Below are 16,520 nucleotides of genomic sequence, written 5' to 3'. Positions count from 1 at the left end.
ATTTCAAGCCATTGCTTTAAGCTTTCACCTTTTTCCTTTCCTTTCCGCTTTTTTTTCTAATTTTGTGCTTCCTTTCAAATAAACAATAACAAATTGGAGCACCAGGAATTAACCACCGTTGAAACCGCCAAAGATCTTGGATTACTACCCGAAGAATTTGAACGTATAAAAGAAATATTAGGGCGCGTGCCTAACTTTACCGAACTTTCTATTTTTTCGGTAATGTGGAGCGAACACTGTTCGTACAAAAACTCAATTACATGGCTGAAAACTTTGCCTAAAGATGGCCCGCGGATGCTGGCTAAAGCAGGTGAAGAAAATGCCGGATTGGTTGATTTGGGCGACGGTATTGGCTGTGCCTTTAAAATAGAATCACATAACCACCCTTCGGCATTAGAACCATACCAGGGAGCTGCAACGGGTGTTGGTGGTATAAACCGCGATATATTTACCATGGGTGCAAGGCCAATTGCCCAACTAAACTCATTGCGTTTTGGTGATTTAACGCTCGACCGTACTAAATGGTTAGTAAAAGGTGTGGTTAAAGGTATCAGCCATTATGGCAATGCTTTTGGAATCCCTACTGTTGGTGGCGAGTTGTTTTTTGACGATTGCTACAATGTAAACCCATTAGTTAACGCCTTTTCTGCTGGAATTGTAAAAGCTGGCGAAACAGTATCTGCCACTTCTTATGGAGTGGGTAACCCGGTTTATATAGTTGGTTCAGCAACGGGTAAGGATGGTATTCACGGTGCTGCTTTTGCATCAAAAGATATTACGGAAGATTCAGTTAATGATTTACCTGCTGTACAGGTAGGTGATCCTTTCCAGGAAAAACTATTGTTGGAAGCAACACTTGAAGTTATAAAAACCGGTGCCGTTGTAGGGATGCAGGATATGGGTGCCGCAGGTATTATCTGCTCCAACTCTGAAATGTCTGCTAAAGGCGAGCATGGTATGAAGATTTGGTTAGATAAAGTGCCTACGCGCCAGGAAAATATGAAGCCTTATGAAATACTGCTTTCTGAATCACAGGAACGCATGCTGATTGTAGTGCATAAGGGCCGTGAGAAAGAAGTGGAAGCTGTATTTGATAAGTGGGATTTAAATTGCGCTATTATTGGCGAAGTAACCGATACCCAGCGCCTGGAATATTATGTAAACGGTGAACTGGTTGCTGATGTACCAGCTGATGATTTGGTATTAGGCGGCGGAGCACCGGTTTACGAACGCGAATACCGCGAACCAGCTTATTTTAAAGAAAACCAAAAATTTAAGATAGAAGATGTAGCAGAACCAAAAGATTTGGTAGCTGTTGCTGAACATTTAATTAGTCACCCTAATATTGCATCAAAAAGATGGGTTACTGATCAATATGATTCCATGATCGGTACATCAACCATGACCACCAATCGCCCTAGTGATGCCGCTGTGGTTGCGGTGAAAGATACCGACAAGGCAATTGTAATTACTGTTGACTGCAACTCACGATATGTTTATGCTGATCCGCAAAAAGGAACAGAAATAGCTGTTGCCGAAGCAGCACGTAATATTACCTGTGCAGGTGGCGAACCTGTGGCTATAACCAACTGCCTTAACTTTGGTAATCCATATAAGCCTGAAGTGTACTGGCAGTTTGTTGGCGCCATTAAAGGTATGGGCGAAGCTTGCCGTAAGTTTGAAACCCCGGTTACAGGTGGTAACGTAAGTTTCTATAACCAGTCAACCGATGATGGTCCGGTTTTCCCGACGCCTACCATTGGTATGCTGGGTGTGATGGACGATCTGTCTAACCTAATGACATCAGACTTTAAACAGCCCGGTGACCTGATTTACTTAATCGGCGAATCTGTTAATGATATTGCATCATCACAATATCTAGCATCATACCATAAAATACTGAAAGCTCCGGCACCATATTTTGATTTGGATAAAGAGTATGCCATGCACCAGGTGATTAAAGAACTGATTAAACATAAAGTAATCCAATCGGCTCATGATGTGGCTGACGGTGGCTTATATGTAACACTGGTTGAATCATCACTACCGAATGGTTTGGGCTTTGAAATTGAATCAGACAGTTCTATCCGTAAAGATGCTTTTCTGTTTGGTGAAGGCCAGGGAAGGGTGGTAGTAAGTATTGCCCCGGCAGACCATGAACGTTTTATTGAAATGATGGCTACCAGCGAAACTGAATTTAGCTTGCTTGGAACCGTTAATAATGGCTTTTTAACTATTGATGAAGAATCATTTGGCCATATAAATGATATAAAGATGGTGCATAGTAATGTACTTCACGAAATTTTAGGTGCATAATGTTTAAATTAAACCGGGTACACCATATCGCCATTATATGTTCTGATTATCAAAAGTCAAAACATTTTTACAGCGAAGTACTTGGTTTAAAGATTGTACAGGAAGTTTACCGTACCGAAAGAAAATCATATAAGCTCGATCTGGAAGTTGGAGGACAATACCAGATCGAGCTTTTTTCATTTCCTGATCCGTCGGCACGGCCATCACGGCCCGAAGCTGCAGGCTTACGTCATTTGGCTTTTGAGGTTGATAATATTGATGAAGCGGTGGCACACGTTAATGCATTTGAAGTAGTTACCGAACCAATAAGGATTGACGAGTACACCGGCAAACGTTTTACTTTTTTTGCAGATCCGGATGGATTGCCGATTGAGTTTTACGAGAAATAGCCATGTCTGCAATATTTAAATTTAAGCAGTTTAGCGTTGACCAAAGTGGCTGCGCCATGAAGATCAATACTGATGGCGTATTACTTGGCACCGTGGTTACTGCTAATAGTCCTGAAAATATACTGGATATTGGCACAGGCACAGGGGTAATAGCGTTGATGCTGGCCCAAAAGTTTAGCAATGCTAAAATTGATGCCGTTGAGATAGATGCTTCTGCTGCAAAAACGGCCGCTCAAAATTTTGATAATTCTCCTTTCAGTAAGCGTTTAAATTTATTTCCTGTAAGTATCAACGACTTTTTTGATGAGCATCAGGGCAATATGTATGAGCTAATTGTTTCAAATCCTCCTTTTTATATGAACTCCCTGGAATCGCCAGAGGAAAAGAAATCGTTGGCAAAACATACTGATGCCAGTTTTTTTGAGCGATTGATGAAAGATATATCATGTCATCTCTCTTCAAAAGGGGCATGCTGGTTAATACTGCCCTTTCAGGCTGTTCCTTTAGCCGAAGCATTGGCAAATCAGAATGGATTATATTTGCAGAAGGCAATAGCTATCCATTCATTTGAGCATTCCAAACCGCACCGGCAGATTTTGTGTTTAGGGTTTGAAAAACTTGTAGCAGAAAACCCCAGGCTAAATATTTACAAATCTGTTGGTGTATATTCAGACGAATATAAAAATTTGCTTAAGCCTTATTTTTTAGCTTTTTAGTATGAAAATTATATCAATAATTTTAACCATCTTGTTAATAATACCCATAGTACCGTTTTTATCATCATTTGCCGTTTCGGTTGAACCTGGATTTCATACACCTGTTTTTACTGTGCTTGCTTGGCAATCCTTCAGGTTGGTTTTAATTTATTTTTTATTTTTTTGTGTTGCTGTTTATCTTCACTTAAAAGCCTTATTTCGCGAAAATAGTATTATGTGTGGGACTTTAATTGTCGCTTATCTATTATTTACGATTTTGAATGTTATAGGTTTATTTATATTACATGGTTAAAATAGGTCTTCTTTCCGATACGCACAGCTACCTTGATGATGCAGTTTTCAGGCATTTTGAAAACTGTGACGAGATTTGGCATGCAGGCGATTTTGGCAATATTGAAGTGGCCGATAAACTTGCCGCTTTTAAACCATTAAGAGGTGTATATGGTAATATTGATGATGCTGACATTCGTTTAACCTATCCCGAGCATCTACGGTTCAACTGCGAAAACGTTGATGTTTGGATGACGCATATAGGTGGTTATCCAGGTAAATATAGTCCGCAGGTTAAGGGTGAAATATACACTAAGCCTCCGCAGCTCTTTATCTGCGGGCATTCGCATATTTTAAAGGTTATTTACGATAAAAAGATCAACTGTTTGCATATAAACCCCGGGGCAGCAGGAAAACAGGGCTGGCAAAAGGTGCGTACTTTAATTAGATTTTGTATTTCTGAAGATAAAATTCATACCTTAGACCTTATTGAATTGCAGTAATTGCATGTAATAAATACACTAAGTATATGAAAATAGCGAAAACGCTGGGGCAATTTATCATCGAAAAACAGGCGGATTTTCCATACGCCAAAGGCGAATTATCACGATTGTTAAGGGACATAGGCATAGCAGCCAAAATTGTAAACCGCGAAGTAAATAAAGCTGGTTTGGCTGACATTTTAGGAGAAGCCGGAACTATTAATGTGCAGGGAGAGGGGCAGAAAAAGCTGGACGTTTACGCTAACGAACAATTTATATCAGCATTGCAACACGGCGGGGAGTGCTGTATTGTGGCATCAGAAGAAAATGATGAATGTATCCATATTGATTCTGAAATATCAAAGGATGCCAAATATATTGTTGCCATGGATCCGCTTGACGGTTCATCAAATATTGATGTAAATGTGGCTGTTGGTACTATTTTCTCCATCTATCATCGTAAATCAACCGAAGGAAGAGCCACAATAGATGATGTGCTGCAACGGGGTACTGAACAGGTAGCTGCGGGTTATGTAATTTATGGATCATCAACTATGTTGGTTTATACCACAGGAAAAGGCGTTAACGGATTTACGCTTGATCCGTCGATAGGCGAGTTTTGCCTTTCGCATCCTGATATGCAGATACCAAAGGATGGGGTGATCTATTCCATTAATGAAGGTTATTATACTCATTTTCCTGATGGGGTAAAAAAATACATTAAATATTGCCAGGTGGAAGACGCTGCAACAAAGAGGCCCTATACATCAAGGTATATCGGATCAATGGTAGCTGATTTGCATCGCAATTTAATTAAAGGTGGCATATTCATTTACCCGGTAACGGCAAGCACGCCAAAGGGCAAGCTCCGCTTAGTATATGAATGTAACCCCATGGCGTTTATAATTGAACAAGCAGGGGGTAAGGCCAGCAATGGATATCAGCGTATATTGGAACTTGATGTGGAACAATTGCACCAGCGGTCGGCTATATTTATAGGCTCAGAAAACATGGTAAAAAAGGCCGAAGAAATGATGCTTTGCTTTTCGCCACAACAAACCAAAAAGAGTTTTGAAGGTGTAGTGGAATTACAGTAGGCAGTTTTGAGTTTGCAGTTTGCCGTAGGTAAAGAGTAATAGACAGTTTTGAGTTAGCGGTATTTGAGAGTGCAAACTGTCAACTTAAAACTACATACTCGGATCACATCAAATTTGTTTTAGCGTTTTCCACTTCAAAAACAGAATCAATCAGCAGATTTTTTTGCTTGCCGGCGGCCACCGCTAATTGGTCGCATCTTTCATTTTCTGGATGACCCGCATGCCCACGTACCCAAGTAAATTTAACGTTATGAACTTTGCTGATATCTAAATACCGAAGCCAAAGGTCTTTGTTTTTTTTGCCTGCAAATCCTTTTTTGAGCCAACCCAGCAACCATTTTTTTTCAATAGCATCAATCACATACTTCGAGTCGGAATAGATCATTACATCGTGTCCCGGGGTTTTAATGGCCTCTAAACCTTTTATTACCGCAAGTAATTCCATACGGTTGTTGGTTGTTTTACGGAAGCCCTCAGAAAGTTCTTTATAATGTTTGCCCGAACGCAGGATAACGCCATAGCCTCCCGGCCCGGGGTTACCACTTGATGCTCCGTCTGTAAATATTTCGATCATTTTTTTAGTTCATGGATCATGGTTAATCGTTCATGGTTGTTGGGCCCTGAATATTCCTGATCAACGTTGCCAAAAATATAAAATAAATTAAGGCAATGAACCGTGAACTATCAACAATGAACTAATCGATCTTTTTCCGTTTAAGACGCAGCGAGTTGCCAATTACTACTACATCAGAAAAGGCCATGGTAAACGCACCAACCATTGGATTTAAAAAGCCAAGAGCAGCTACCGGTATAGCTATTATATTATAGGCAAAAGCCCAAAACAGGTTTTGTTTAATGGTGATTAAAGTATGCCTGCTAATTTGCAGGAACTTGATAACTGATTGAAGATCGGTATTTAGCAATATTACTCTTGCCGATTGCATGGCAACCTGGCTGGCATCATTCATAGAAACACCAACATCGGCCTTGGTAAGGGCAGGAGCATCATTAATGCCATCGCCAATCATAATGGTTTTACCCTTTTGTTTGTAGATATCAATCACCTGTAGCTTTTCGTCTGGTAATTTTTCTCCATGCACATCGTCAATACCAATCTGCCTGGCAACTTTAAGACATCTGTTCATTTTATCGCCACTTAACAGTACCGGTACAATGTTCATTTTTTTAAGTTGCTTAATAAGCGTTATTGCTTCAGGCCTTATTTCGTCATCAATAGCTATCTGGGCTATCAATTTTTGGTTTTTATAGAGGGATAAGTTGAAATCACTGTCGTCTTTTGCTTTGCCTGATCCGAGGAAATAATGGTTGCCATCAACATCTTCTGCACGCATACCTAATCCTTTTTCTTCTTTGGCCGATTTTAGGATCAGCTTTGTTTGCTGAAATGGCAACAATTCATTTACTAATGATTTGGCTATGGGGTGGTTTGATCTTTCTTCAATGGCCACAATTACACCTCTTATCTGTTCAATACTTGCCTCGCCTTCAGTTTTTATATCATAAATGCGGAATTTTCCGGTGGTTATGGTTCCTGTTTTATCAAAAACTACAAACTTGGTATTGGATACAGCTTCAATAGTATCGCCTCCTTTTATTAATATCCCGTTTTTAGCGGCACGCCCTAAGCCAACCATTACAGCGGTTGGTGTAGCAAGTCCCATCGCACAAGGACATGATATTACTAATACCGCAATAGCGTTCATTAACGCCACCTGCAAGCTGGTATGAACAGCAAAAAAGGTAATGATAAAAGTGATAAGCGAAATAAGTATCACTGCCGGAACAAAAACAGCCGCAACTTTATCACCTAATTTTTGTACTGGAGGTTTAGCAGCCTGCGCTTTTTTCATCAATTCGATGATTTGTGCCAACACCGTATTGGATCCCACTTTGGTGGCTATCATGCGGATGTTACCATTTTGTACAATGGTACCGCCAATTACTTTATCATATTTTTCTTTTTCAACCGGGATACTTTCACCGGTAAGCATGGCTTCGTCTACAGAAGCGTTGCCCGAAAGTACTTCACCGTCAACCGGGATTTTGTCGCCCTGGTTTACCAAAAGAGTATCGCCGGGGCGTACATCTCTTGCACTGATTACTTCAATACCGCCATTAACAACCCTGTTAGCGTTTACCTGCTGAATTTTAACCAGATCTTTTACGGCTGATGTGGTTTGCGTTACCGAACGTTTTTCAAAAACATTACCTAACAGCACTAAAGTGATGATGGTTGCACAGGTTTCATAAAACTGATACTGCTCACCTAAATTTTCAATGGTGCCAATTAAGCTATAAATAAAAGCTGCAGACGAGCCTACAAATATTAATACATCCATATTAGGTACCCCGCCTTTTATAGAATTAATGGCGCTTTTACCGAAATGAAGGCATCCAACTATAAAAACAGGCAGGCATAAAAGCATTTGTACCAAAGGCAAGTGTAAAAAATGCCAGGGCAAAATCATATGCAGCAGGAGCGGGGCGGTTAAAATAGCACAGAATAAAAACTTATTCTCCACTTTTTCATAAAATGGAGTTATCTGTAAGGCGGGGTCATCCACTACTTTATAACCCAAACCCTCTATATCTTTAATAATACCTGGAAGATCAGCTTCATTATCATTGGAGAATTTAACTTCTTCGCTGGCAAAATCAACCAGGATATTGTGAAGCCCTCTTTTTTCCAATAATTTATGAACGGATAAGGCGCAATTATTACAATGCATCCCAGTTACGTTAAGTTCAATTAATTGCTCTGCCATATTACAAATTTACCCATTAATTGAAGCTATATACAGTATTTTGGGTAAGCTGATTGTAATATTAATAAATGTTGCAATCATTGCATAAGTTATTAAGGCAGAAAGTGTTTCTGGTTATAGATTTTACCTGTTATGATGCTGTTTTGAAAAAGAAATAAATATTGTTAAAAAAGACTTTGCAAATCGGCCGAAGATTTCTATTTTTGCACTCTCCAAAACGGTAGATGTAGCTCAGTTGGTTAGAGCATCGGTTTGTGGTACCGAGGGTCGTGGGTTCGAGCCCCATCATTTACCCTTCAAATTTAGCCTTACGAAGTTTTTAAAACTTCGTAAGGCTTTTTTGTTTAGAATCTTTTAACAGATCATTCATGCTCAATCAATTTATAACCGTAACCACGGATGTTCTGAATTTCTACCAGCTTATCATGAAGGAAATATTTTCGTAAACGGGTTATATAAACATCCATGCTACGGGCATTGAACACATTATCATCACCCCAAATTTTCAGCAAAGCCGTTCTCCTGTCAAGTATATTATTTTTATGCTGTAACAGTAGATCAAGCAGTTCGGCTTCCCGTTGCGAGATGTACACAGTTTGACCATTATACGAAAGTTCGAGCCGGGAGATGGAGAAGTTATAAGCACCAATAGTAGTGATCTTCTGGGTAGTCAAATGCTCCGCAGACTGTGCGGGTAATTTCCGACGGATAAGGCTTTTTAAACGGGCAACAAGTTCTTCCATACTGAACGGCTTTTTCATGTAGTCATCACCACCCATCTCAAATCCTTTAATTATGTCTTCTGTCTGAGTTTTAGCGGTCAGGAAGATAATGGGAACCATCTCATCAATTTTGCGAATATCCTGGACCAGGGAAAATCCGTCCTTTCTTGGCATCATGACGTCCACTACACAGAGGTCGGGCCTTTTGGTGTTGAAAAGACTCCAGCCTTCAACGCCATTAGCTGCAACAGTGATCTCGAAATCCCTGGTTTCCAACGCTTCTTTAATTATAGACGCCAATACGGCTTCATCCTCAACCAGCATTACTTTGATCTTATTCATTGCCCGGAAATTTTATGGTAAATGTTGTTCCTGTACCCAACTTGCTTTTTACGCTGAGGGTGCCTTTCAAATTATTAATTAACAGCTTCACATAACTTAAGCCTAAACCATAGCCCTTTACATCGTGAATATTGCCGGAAGGCACCCGGTAAAACTTATCGAATATATAAGGAAGGTTTTGATCGCTAATGCCGATTCCATTATCTTTCACTTGCAACTTCCAGCCTTTTCCGGCCAGAGATGTGATGATCTGGATGTTAACATCTTCCCTGGAATATTTTATCGCATTGTCTACCAGGTTTGTAACTACAGTATCTATAATGTAACTATCGGTACTTATCAGTTTATTTACTAATCCGGACTGATATTCAATTCCATGAGCGCCGAATGCGGCAAATCTATTGATGACATCATTCATCAAATGATCAATATTGATGAGTTGGTAATTAGTCACTTTAATGCCCTGTTCGTGCCGGGTAATATCAAGTATACGGTCAACATTCTTATCCAGTTTATCCAAAATATCAACGTTTATATTCAAATGGCGTTTGGTTTTATCAATATCGGATAAGTCGCTGAAATGAAGTAATGAGTCATGAGTGGATTTTAGTATCGAGATTGGCGTCCTCAATTCATGAGTTACATTATTTATAAAATCATTTTTTATGCCATCCAGTTTTACCTGCCGCCGGATAATGAGTCCCATATAATAAAGGCTGCTGCCCGATAACAGGATCAATAAGACTGAGAGTAGCGCAGGCGCTATATTTTGCGACAGCAGGTATTGACGGGCATCTGTTATTTCAACTTTAACAGCATCCTTATACTTCGAAAATTTAACGTTGGCCGTTATGTCCCCGGGCTGAATTTTGCTTTGATTTATTAGAATTAGTTTAAATGGATGAACAATATGGTATTTAGTAAGTGCACTCTGATAAAGCGCAGCTAAAACAGACATATTTAGCGGTTTTTGTGATGATTCTGCGATCAGCCGCGCCACCATTTCCTGTACAGCTACCAGGTTGGCAGGTGAAACGGTTACCTGGTGCAACCGGACCGCATCATGAGCAATTTTGTTAGGGCCATAGCTTTTAGCTGGTAGTGGCTCATCAGGCACCGCCTCAGCCACCGACAAATAGGGCGAGCTTCCAGCTAAGGAAGTTGGAAGCTTACTCACCTTCAGCGGATAGGCATCCAGGCTTTCTTGCAACGCGTACACCATATCACGATCAAAGTTGTGCTCGGCTGTACGATAAGATGTATATACCCAGTATGTCTGAAAGCTCAAAATTCCGGTTACTGTGATGGCAGCAAGAATAAATGTAAACGTGAGTCTTTTCTTCATTGTATTGGCGAAGTTAAATATATAAAAACCTTAACCCCGCACAGTTAACAATAGTTAACACTAAGTTCTAATGACTTATCTTTCTTAAAGAGTTGGCCGGCCAGGCGGAATCAGCTTCATCCAATCGCTCTGTCATCCAAATCTGGCTTAAACTATTTTAAAATCTGAATTAAGTTTAGTTAACACTCATTAGTAATGAGTTAACAAAATGCGTGTCGCTTTCATGGCAACTTTGCTCAACTAAAAACAACAACATTATTAAAATTAAAAATCATGAAAACAACATTTTTAAAAATCGCAACAGTATTATTAATCTTAACTGCAGGGACCAAAACTTTTGCAGCAAATCCAGGAAGCAATCAGGAATTAACCGAATTGACCTGGATCAATAAGTTCTATAAAATTGAAGTGCACGGCAATGTCCGGTTGCATTTACTGTCGGGTGAGAAAAATGGCGTGCAAATGAGCGGTACCTATTACGATCACGATGCACTGGTAGAGATAGAGAATGGTGTTTTGCGTATTACCTGTTACAGTGCTGAAAGATTGGACGTTTGGGTAACGGTATACGATCTGAACGCCCTGACCGCTTATGACGATGTATTGGTAAAAACTGAAGGCAGGTTTTCGTCCCTGGATTTGGATATCGAATTATACGACAAGGCAAAGGCAGATCTTAACCTTGATTGTTGTTTCATACATATCAAATTGAATGATAGTTCATTAGCAAACATTAGCGGTACAGCAATAGAAAGTGAACTGGCTGTTAACTATGCTTCAACGCTCAACTCAACAAATTTTATCGCAGCCCAAATGTTAAAGAAACGTATGGATCCGGCTCAACGAATGCCTGTTGAATTTAATACCAACTTTTATAACAAAGATAACACAATTACAGAAAGCGCAGTTAACAATGGTTAACACTCGTTAGCAAACAGTTAACAAAAGCATAGCGGTTATACCGTTAGTTTTGCTCAACAAAGAAAACGAGCAGTCAATTTAAAACCAGTCAAAATGAAAAAGCTACTGATAAACTTAATGTTCCGTCAAGGTCGAGAAAGGCTTTGAGCATATTCCGAATAGCCCATATAGGAAGAGGAGCCGAGCCTATCAGGCACAGGAACAAAGAACAACAAACGGGAAAGTAGTTGTTAACATTGGCTAAGCACATACCGTTATATTAAATAAAAAACTTATGAAAGTTATCCCAAAAAAGGCTTTTAGATTTTATTTCTTCGCATTCGTTGTAACAGGCGCCCTTGTTTTTGGGGCTTTGCAAATTAAGCAGCCGGTTATCACCAACCCGCCTGTAACCGGTGATATTCAAGCTCCGGCGGAGGTGAAAGTTATACTACGGCGCGCTTGTTATGATTGCCATTCTAATGAAACGAACCTTCGTTGGTACGATAAAATAGCGCCGGTATCATGGAAGGTTGCGGCACATATAAAAAGAGGTCGCGAACTAATGAATTTTTCCGAATGGAACAAATTAGCACCAGTCGATCAAAAAGCGAAGTTATGGGAATGTTTAAACCAAATTAACGCAGGGGCCATGCCGGTAAAAGATTACGAGACGGTGCATACATCGTCAAAAGTGTCTGAACAGGACTTAAATACGCTAAAAAATTATTTAAATACTATCACTGGCATTACGCCCATGGATACAGCAAAACTGAACGCCAGGGATAAGCAATACGAACTGCTAAAAAACAGGGCCACAGCAATTACGTCATTGCCAAAAGCGCTGAACGGTGTTGAATTTATTCCTGATTACAAAAACTGGCAAGCTATCAGTACTACCGAACGGTTTGACAATGGCACTATGCGCGTAATATTTGGTAACGAGGTTGCCGTTAAAGCCATAAAAGATCATCAGATCAATCCCTGGCCTAAAGGTACCGTTTTTGCCAAAGTTGCCTGGGATCAAGTGGTTGATAATAATGGCAATATAACTACCGGGGCATTTAAACAGGTGGAATTTATGATTAAGGATAAAGAAAAATTTGTTTCTACCCATGGCTGGGGGTTTGCACGTTTTAAAACTCCGAAACTGGTACCCTATGGTAAAACAGTTATGTTCACCAATGAATGTATTAACTGCCACCGGCCGCTTAGCGACAACGATTTTGTTTTTACCCAACCAATTAAAAATTAAAACCGATGAAAACAGTGTCATTTGTATTACTAATTGCATCTTTTATGGTATCTGGCTGCGCCGACCATAAAAACACGCCCGAAGCCGGCGAACTTAACGCAAAGGCATCACTTCCTGCAGACTTTAACTTTAGTAAAATGGGGTTCAAAATAATTACATCAATGGTAAATAAAAAATCGGGTACTATGGCTACTTTATATGGTAATGATTCTGTTAAAGCGATCGCCCTGGTTGGAAATAGGAAATCCCGGCGCACATCTGTATTTGCATTAATAACTTGGAAACAGCAAGCAGACAAGCGCTGGATTGGTGGAAACATTCCCGGCGATCTATTGTCGGTTGAAATGCTGAAAGTAGATCCAGATAAAAATATCGGCATATACAGCCGTTTTAAAGGTGCATGTTTAAAAGTGGATACCGATACATTGGGACAAAATGCCCGGGCAAAATATATACTTAGTTTGAAGCCCTCTATTATGTTTTAGTACCGCAAAGACCTATAAATTTCTAATCAAAAATTAAACATAAAAATCAAAGTCATGAAAAAGTTATCTGCTATAGTAGTAGTAGGTGCATCCGCCTTGCTATTCTCTTTCACAACCATTACCCCGTCTGTTTGGACCGCCGATAAAGCGCACGCCAGAATTACTTTTACTATCACTCACAATATGCTGAGTGATGTTGAAGGTTCCTTCAAATTATTTGATGCTACTATTAGCGCACCGAGCGATGATTTCGCAGGCTCAACTATCGTGTTCACTGCCGATGCCGCCAGCATTTCAACGGATAATGATTATCGCGATAAAGAGGTAAAGAGTTCGGAACTGTTAGATGTTGAGAAATTTCCTAAAATAACGTTCAGAAGCACATCGGTAACTAAAACATCTGCTTCAACCTATAAGATTGTAGGCGACCTCACTTTACACGGTGTTACTAAACAGGTTATTCTGGATGCTTATGTTCGTACCGGCATCGGCATGCACAACAAACCCGGTGCAGGTTTTAAAATCTCCGGCACCATCAACCGGATTGATTTTGGCATCACTAAATATCCGGCTGCTATGCTGGGCGACGAGATCACCTTGAACGCCAACGGAGAATTTGATAAGGACTAATATTGAATCTCAACCCTATCCCGGATAATTTAGGGCGCCTGAAGCTGCTCAAATATTGCAGATCAACAGCAAGATTCAAAATAGGCGACAACGATGATCACCAAACAAATATCGGGAATCCTTTCACGTTAGTGAACTGGTTCGATATTTATTCTATCAAGGATTGCTGAAAAAGTCAGCAATTTTCTTTAAATCAACTATAAACTGATTGGAAATAAGACCTATGATTCACCCGAAAAGCCTCTCATGAAAACGAGAGGCTTTTTTTGTTTGTGATGGTACGGTAATAATATCGACTATGAGCTAAATAGTCAATGTATTGTATCGCCTTCTGCAATAGGTTTTCATCAAACGGTAAGAATAATTTTTCCTGTGTGCTGGTTGGCTTCCAGGCTGCGATGTGCGTCGGTAACATCGCTTAAAGGGAATTTTGGGCCAACTACCGGCAAAAGCTTTTCGCTTTCCACCCCTGCTCTCACAAATGCGATAGCGGCTTGTTGTTTAGTATAATCCATAAGCAGGTCACCCATGTTGTATCCCTTAACCGAAAGCATTTTTAATAAAATAGGAACGGCTGGCCATACTGCGGGTTCAAAACTCAAAGCGCCGTAGGCGAATATTTGCGCACGCTCAGCCGCAGCTGCTACAAGATGTTCGAAATACTTCCCGCCGACTGCATCAAGAATAACGTTTGCGCCCTTGCCTCTGGTTATACTCAATACTTCTTTTGCAATATCTTCTTTACCTGTTAGAATTACATGCTGTGCGCCTGAATTCAATATCGCCTGTTTTTTTGATGCCGAGCTGGTCAAAGCAATGGAAATGCCACCTAAATAATTAACTAATTGAGTAATGGCGAACCCTGTGTTACTTGAAGCTGCATTGAACAATACTACTTGACCAGGCTGTAAATTGGCGCTGTCCACCAACATGCCATAGACTGCAATATAGCTTGTCCAAAGCGCAGCTGCCTGATCAAAGCTTAAATTTGGTGGGTTCTTTTGAATGGCATAAGCCGGTAGTAGAATTAACTCGCCATAGGTGCCATATTGATGATTGGAGAAAGCGGGTACTACACTTACTGAATCTCCCGTAGCAAAATCTTTTACTTCCGCTCCAACAGCTTCTATAATGCCGGAGGCTTCAAAACCCAGCATGGAGGGAAAGATAGGCTGCTCTGAATAATAACCGCTCCGAAACATGGAATCAACGCGGTTGAGACCTATTGCCTTTACCTCCAGACGTACTTCCTGTGGACCTGGCGCCGGTACATTTACTTTTTCTAACTTTAATACTTCTGGTCCACCTGTCTGGTGGAATCGTATACCTTGTACTTCTTTTGCTTTAGTAGACATATTTTATTTTTTTTGTACAAGTTTAAAGTATGTACCTTAAATTTGCTATGTTACCAACCCAATGTATGATACATACAAAAATGTAAGTAATGGCAAAAATCAAAGAAAGTTCAACAAATAGCATTAATCGTAAGTTCTTAACTGACTGTAATCTGACATATGCGGTGCAACTAATGGGCGGCAGATGGAAGCTATTGATCTTAATGCAACTGAACACAGAGAGGCAGCGATATGGAGAATTGAAGAAAAAGATCGCAAATATTACCGAACGTATGTTAACCTTACAGTTGCGTGAGCTAGAGGCGGATGGATTAATTGCCAGGCGTGTATACGCACAAGTTCCACCAAGAGTAGAATATACCCTGACTGATATAGGCAGGGAAATTGTACCCATATGTGATGCCCTGCATGCTTGGGGAACGCGCCATAGATCTCAAGTAGCTGGTGAAGTCTCGACATTATCTCATGAGAGCTTTTGAGAGGTAATTTTAATTAAAAAATAAGCCAATAATAAGAGGAGTAATAAAATTCTAATTAATAGCACTTTATGTATGTTTGAGTAGTTTAGGATAGCATTACTGATTAAATTTCAAACCGAAAATACAAAGGCTTGCCCGAAACGGCATGCCTTTGTATTTCTCATCAAACGTAGTATTTTATTTCTGCGCGCCTTGTGTTGCAGCCTCTATAATAACTGCCGCCACTTTTTCGGGCTGCGACATAAATATTACATGGCTGCCCTTTATCTCGGTAACTTTTGTATTGGAACGTTTGTACATTGCATGTTGAATCTCCGGGGCGATGCTTTTATCTTCTGTAGCAATCAGGCCGTAGGCAGGTTTATCTCTCCAGGCAGCATGGGTTATGGGCGTTACAAAACCCTTTGCATAAAAGGCGCCCTGAGATGCATACATAAACGCTGCTTCATTAGCATCAATATCAGCACAAAAGCCGGCATGGTATTTATCTTTGTCATAATAAACAATTCCTTTATCGTCCGGAGGAAGTACGCCGTTTTCGGGGGCTGGGGCAGCTGTCTGGAGCCACTGCAGAGCTGATTCACCGTTGTCTGGCTGAAATGCAGCTATATAAACCAGGGCAGCAACGTTAGGGTGGTTACCGGCTTCGGTAATTACAGCACCGCCCCACGAGTGACCTGCAAGAATTGCCGGACCGCCAATTCTGTCTAAAGCAACATGTGTTGCCAAAACATCATCTTCCAGTGAGGTTAAAGGGTTCTGTACAACCGATACGTTATATCCTTTTTTGGTTAATTCGTTATAAAGTGCTTTAAAGCCGGAGCCGTCTGCAAAGGCGCCATGAACCAATACAACATTTTTGATCTCGTTTTTTACATTTAGTGTTTCCATTTTCTTAATCGTTGATTTTTTGTTTGTGTCAACGATACAAAGGTGCCATGAAATGCAGGC

At 40.3% G+C, this 16,520-nt stretch carries 17 protein-coding genes and 1 tRNA gene; 12 read left to right on the top strand and 6 right to left on the bottom strand.

What is annotated here, in order from left to right; all coding sequences use genetic code 11:
• Positions 1–93 precede the first annotated feature (93 nt).
• Genes purL through fbp form a run of 6 tightly spaced genes read left to right on the top strand, consistent with a single transcriptional unit; the run spans position 94 to position 5,270 of the window.
• Complete coding sequence (gene purL / locus JN11_RS18545) at positions 94–2,316, top strand: phosphoribosylformylglycinamidine synthase subunit PurL (protein ID WP_144914964.1); 2,223 nt, start codon at positions 94–96, stop codon at positions 2,314–2,316.
• Entirely contained in the window at positions 2,316–2,705 is a 390-nt protein-coding gene (gene gloA2 / locus JN11_RS18540) for an SMU1112c/YaeR family gloxylase I-like metalloprotein (protein ID WP_144914962.1), read from the top strand. The genes purL and gloA2 overlap by 1 nt, the downstream gene beginning before the upstream one ends.
• A 2-nt stretch (positions 2,706–2,707) precedes the next feature.
• Positions 2,708–3,421: a tRNA1(Val) (adenine(37)-N6)-methyltransferase gene (locus JN11_RS18535; RefSeq protein WP_144914961.1), complete on the top strand. Its 714-nt coding sequence runs from the start codon at positions 2,708–2,710 to the stop codon at positions 3,419–3,421.
• 1 nt (position 3,422) lies between these two features.
• Positions 3,423–3,713, top strand: a complete 291-nt coding sequence (locus JN11_RS18530) for a hypothetical protein (protein WP_144914959.1) — start codon at positions 3,423–3,425, stop codon at positions 3,711–3,713.
• Positions 3,706–4,194 (top strand): metallophosphoesterase family protein, encoded by a 489-nt coding sequence (locus JN11_RS18525; RefSeq protein WP_144914957.1) that lies wholly within the window; start codon positions 3,706–3,708, stop codon positions 4,192–4,194. The genes JN11_RS18530 and JN11_RS18525 overlap by 8 nt, the downstream gene beginning before the upstream one ends.
• Before the next feature lie 26 nt (positions 4,195–4,220).
• A complete protein-coding gene (gene fbp, locus JN11_RS18520; protein WP_144914956.1) occupies positions 4,221–5,270 on the top strand; it encodes a class 1 fructose-bisphosphatase in 1,050 nt (349 codons plus the stop codon).
• 103 nt (positions 5,271–5,373) lie between these two features.
• Here the strand turns inward: fbp and rnhA are convergent, their stop codons facing one another.
• Entirely contained in the window at positions 5,374–5,844 is a 471-nt protein-coding gene (gene rnhA / locus JN11_RS18515) for a ribonuclease HI (RefSeq protein WP_144914955.1), read from the bottom strand.
• Between the two features lie 121 nt (positions 5,845–5,965).
• Positions 5,966–8,056, bottom strand: coding sequence for a heavy metal translocating P-type ATPase (locus JN11_RS18510; protein WP_144914954.1), 2,091 nt, complete (start codon positions 8,054–8,056; stop codon positions 5,966–5,968).
• 220 nt (positions 8,057–8,276) lie between these two features.
• On the opposite strand from JN11_RS18510, the gene JN11_RS18505 reads away from it, so the two are divergent.
• Positions 8,277–8,350: transfer RNA gene (locus JN11_RS18505), tRNA-His, on the top strand.
• A 68-nt stretch (positions 8,351–8,418) separates the two neighbouring features.
• On the opposite strand, the gene JN11_RS18500 is transcribed toward JN11_RS18505, so the two are convergent.
• Both JN11_RS18500 and JN11_RS18495 read right to left on the bottom strand, forming a co-directional pair.
• The gene (locus JN11_RS18500; RefSeq protein WP_144914952.1) at positions 8,419–9,120 is read right to left on the bottom strand and encodes a response regulator transcription factor; all 702 of its coding nucleotides are present in this window, start codon (positions 9,118–9,120) and stop codon (positions 8,419–8,421) included.
• The gene (locus JN11_RS18495) at positions 9,113–10,465 is read right to left on the bottom strand and encodes a sensor histidine kinase (protein WP_144914951.1); all 1,353 of its coding nucleotides are present in this window, start codon (positions 10,463–10,465) and stop codon (positions 9,113–9,115) included. The genes JN11_RS18500 and JN11_RS18495 overlap by 8 nt, the downstream gene beginning before the upstream one ends.
• A 273-nt stretch (positions 10,466–10,738) precedes the next feature.
• Between JN11_RS18495 and JN11_RS18490 the strand changes: the two genes are divergently transcribed.
• The 4 genes from JN11_RS18490 to JN11_RS18475 all read left to right on the top strand — a co-directional run bounded on the left by JN11_RS18490 (position 10,739) and on the right by JN11_RS18475 (position 13,735).
• Positions 10,739–11,386, top strand: coding sequence for a GIN domain-containing protein (locus JN11_RS18490; protein ID WP_144914950.1), 648 nt, complete (start codon positions 10,739–10,741; stop codon positions 11,384–11,386).
• Between the two features lie 274 nt (positions 11,387–11,660).
• Positions 11,661–12,620 carry a heme-binding domain-containing protein gene (locus JN11_RS18485; protein ID WP_144914948.1) on the top strand — a complete coding sequence of 320 codons (960 nt, stop codon included), beginning with the start codon at positions 11,661–11,663 and terminating at the stop codon, positions 12,618–12,620.
• Positions 12,621–12,625: 5 nt separating this feature from the next.
• Positions 12,626–13,105 (top strand): hypothetical protein, encoded by a 480-nt coding sequence (locus JN11_RS18480; RefSeq protein WP_144914947.1) that lies wholly within the window; start codon positions 12,626–12,628, stop codon positions 13,103–13,105.
• Positions 13,106–13,159: 54 nt separating this feature from the next.
• A complete protein-coding gene (locus JN11_RS18475; protein ID WP_144914946.1) occupies positions 13,160–13,735 on the top strand; it encodes a YceI family protein in 576 nt (191 codons plus the stop codon).
• Between the two features lie 347 nt (positions 13,736–14,082).
• Here the strand turns inward: JN11_RS18475 and JN11_RS18470 are convergent, their stop codons facing one another.
• A complete protein-coding gene (locus JN11_RS18470) occupies positions 14,083–15,090 on the bottom strand; it encodes a zinc-dependent alcohol dehydrogenase family protein (protein WP_144914945.1) in 1,008 nt (335 codons plus the stop codon).
• A gap of 89 nt (positions 15,091–15,179) precedes the next feature.
• Here JN11_RS18470 and JN11_RS18465 point away from each other — a divergent pair, with 89 nt between their 5' ends.
• Positions 15,180–15,569: a winged helix-turn-helix transcriptional regulator gene (locus JN11_RS18465; RefSeq protein WP_144914943.1), complete on the top strand. Its 390-nt coding sequence runs from the start codon at positions 15,180–15,182 to the stop codon at positions 15,567–15,569.
• A gap of 177 nt (positions 15,570–15,746) precedes the next feature.
• On the opposite strand, the gene JN11_RS18460 is transcribed toward JN11_RS18465, so the two are convergent.
• Entirely contained in the window at positions 15,747–16,460 is a 714-nt protein-coding gene (locus JN11_RS18460; protein ID WP_144914941.1) for an alpha/beta hydrolase, read from the bottom strand.
• Positions 16,461–16,520 lie beyond the last annotated feature (60 nt).

Origin of the sequence: Mucilaginibacter frigoritolerans (genome assembly GCF_007830615.1) — a bacterium.
GTDB classification, from domain to species: Bacteria; Bacteroidota; Bacteroidia; order Sphingobacteriales; family Sphingobacteriaceae; genus Mucilaginibacter; species Mucilaginibacter frigoritolerans.
The sequence above is the reverse complement of the archived record's forward strand: the minus strand, read 5'-3'. Positions and strand labels throughout refer to the sequence as shown.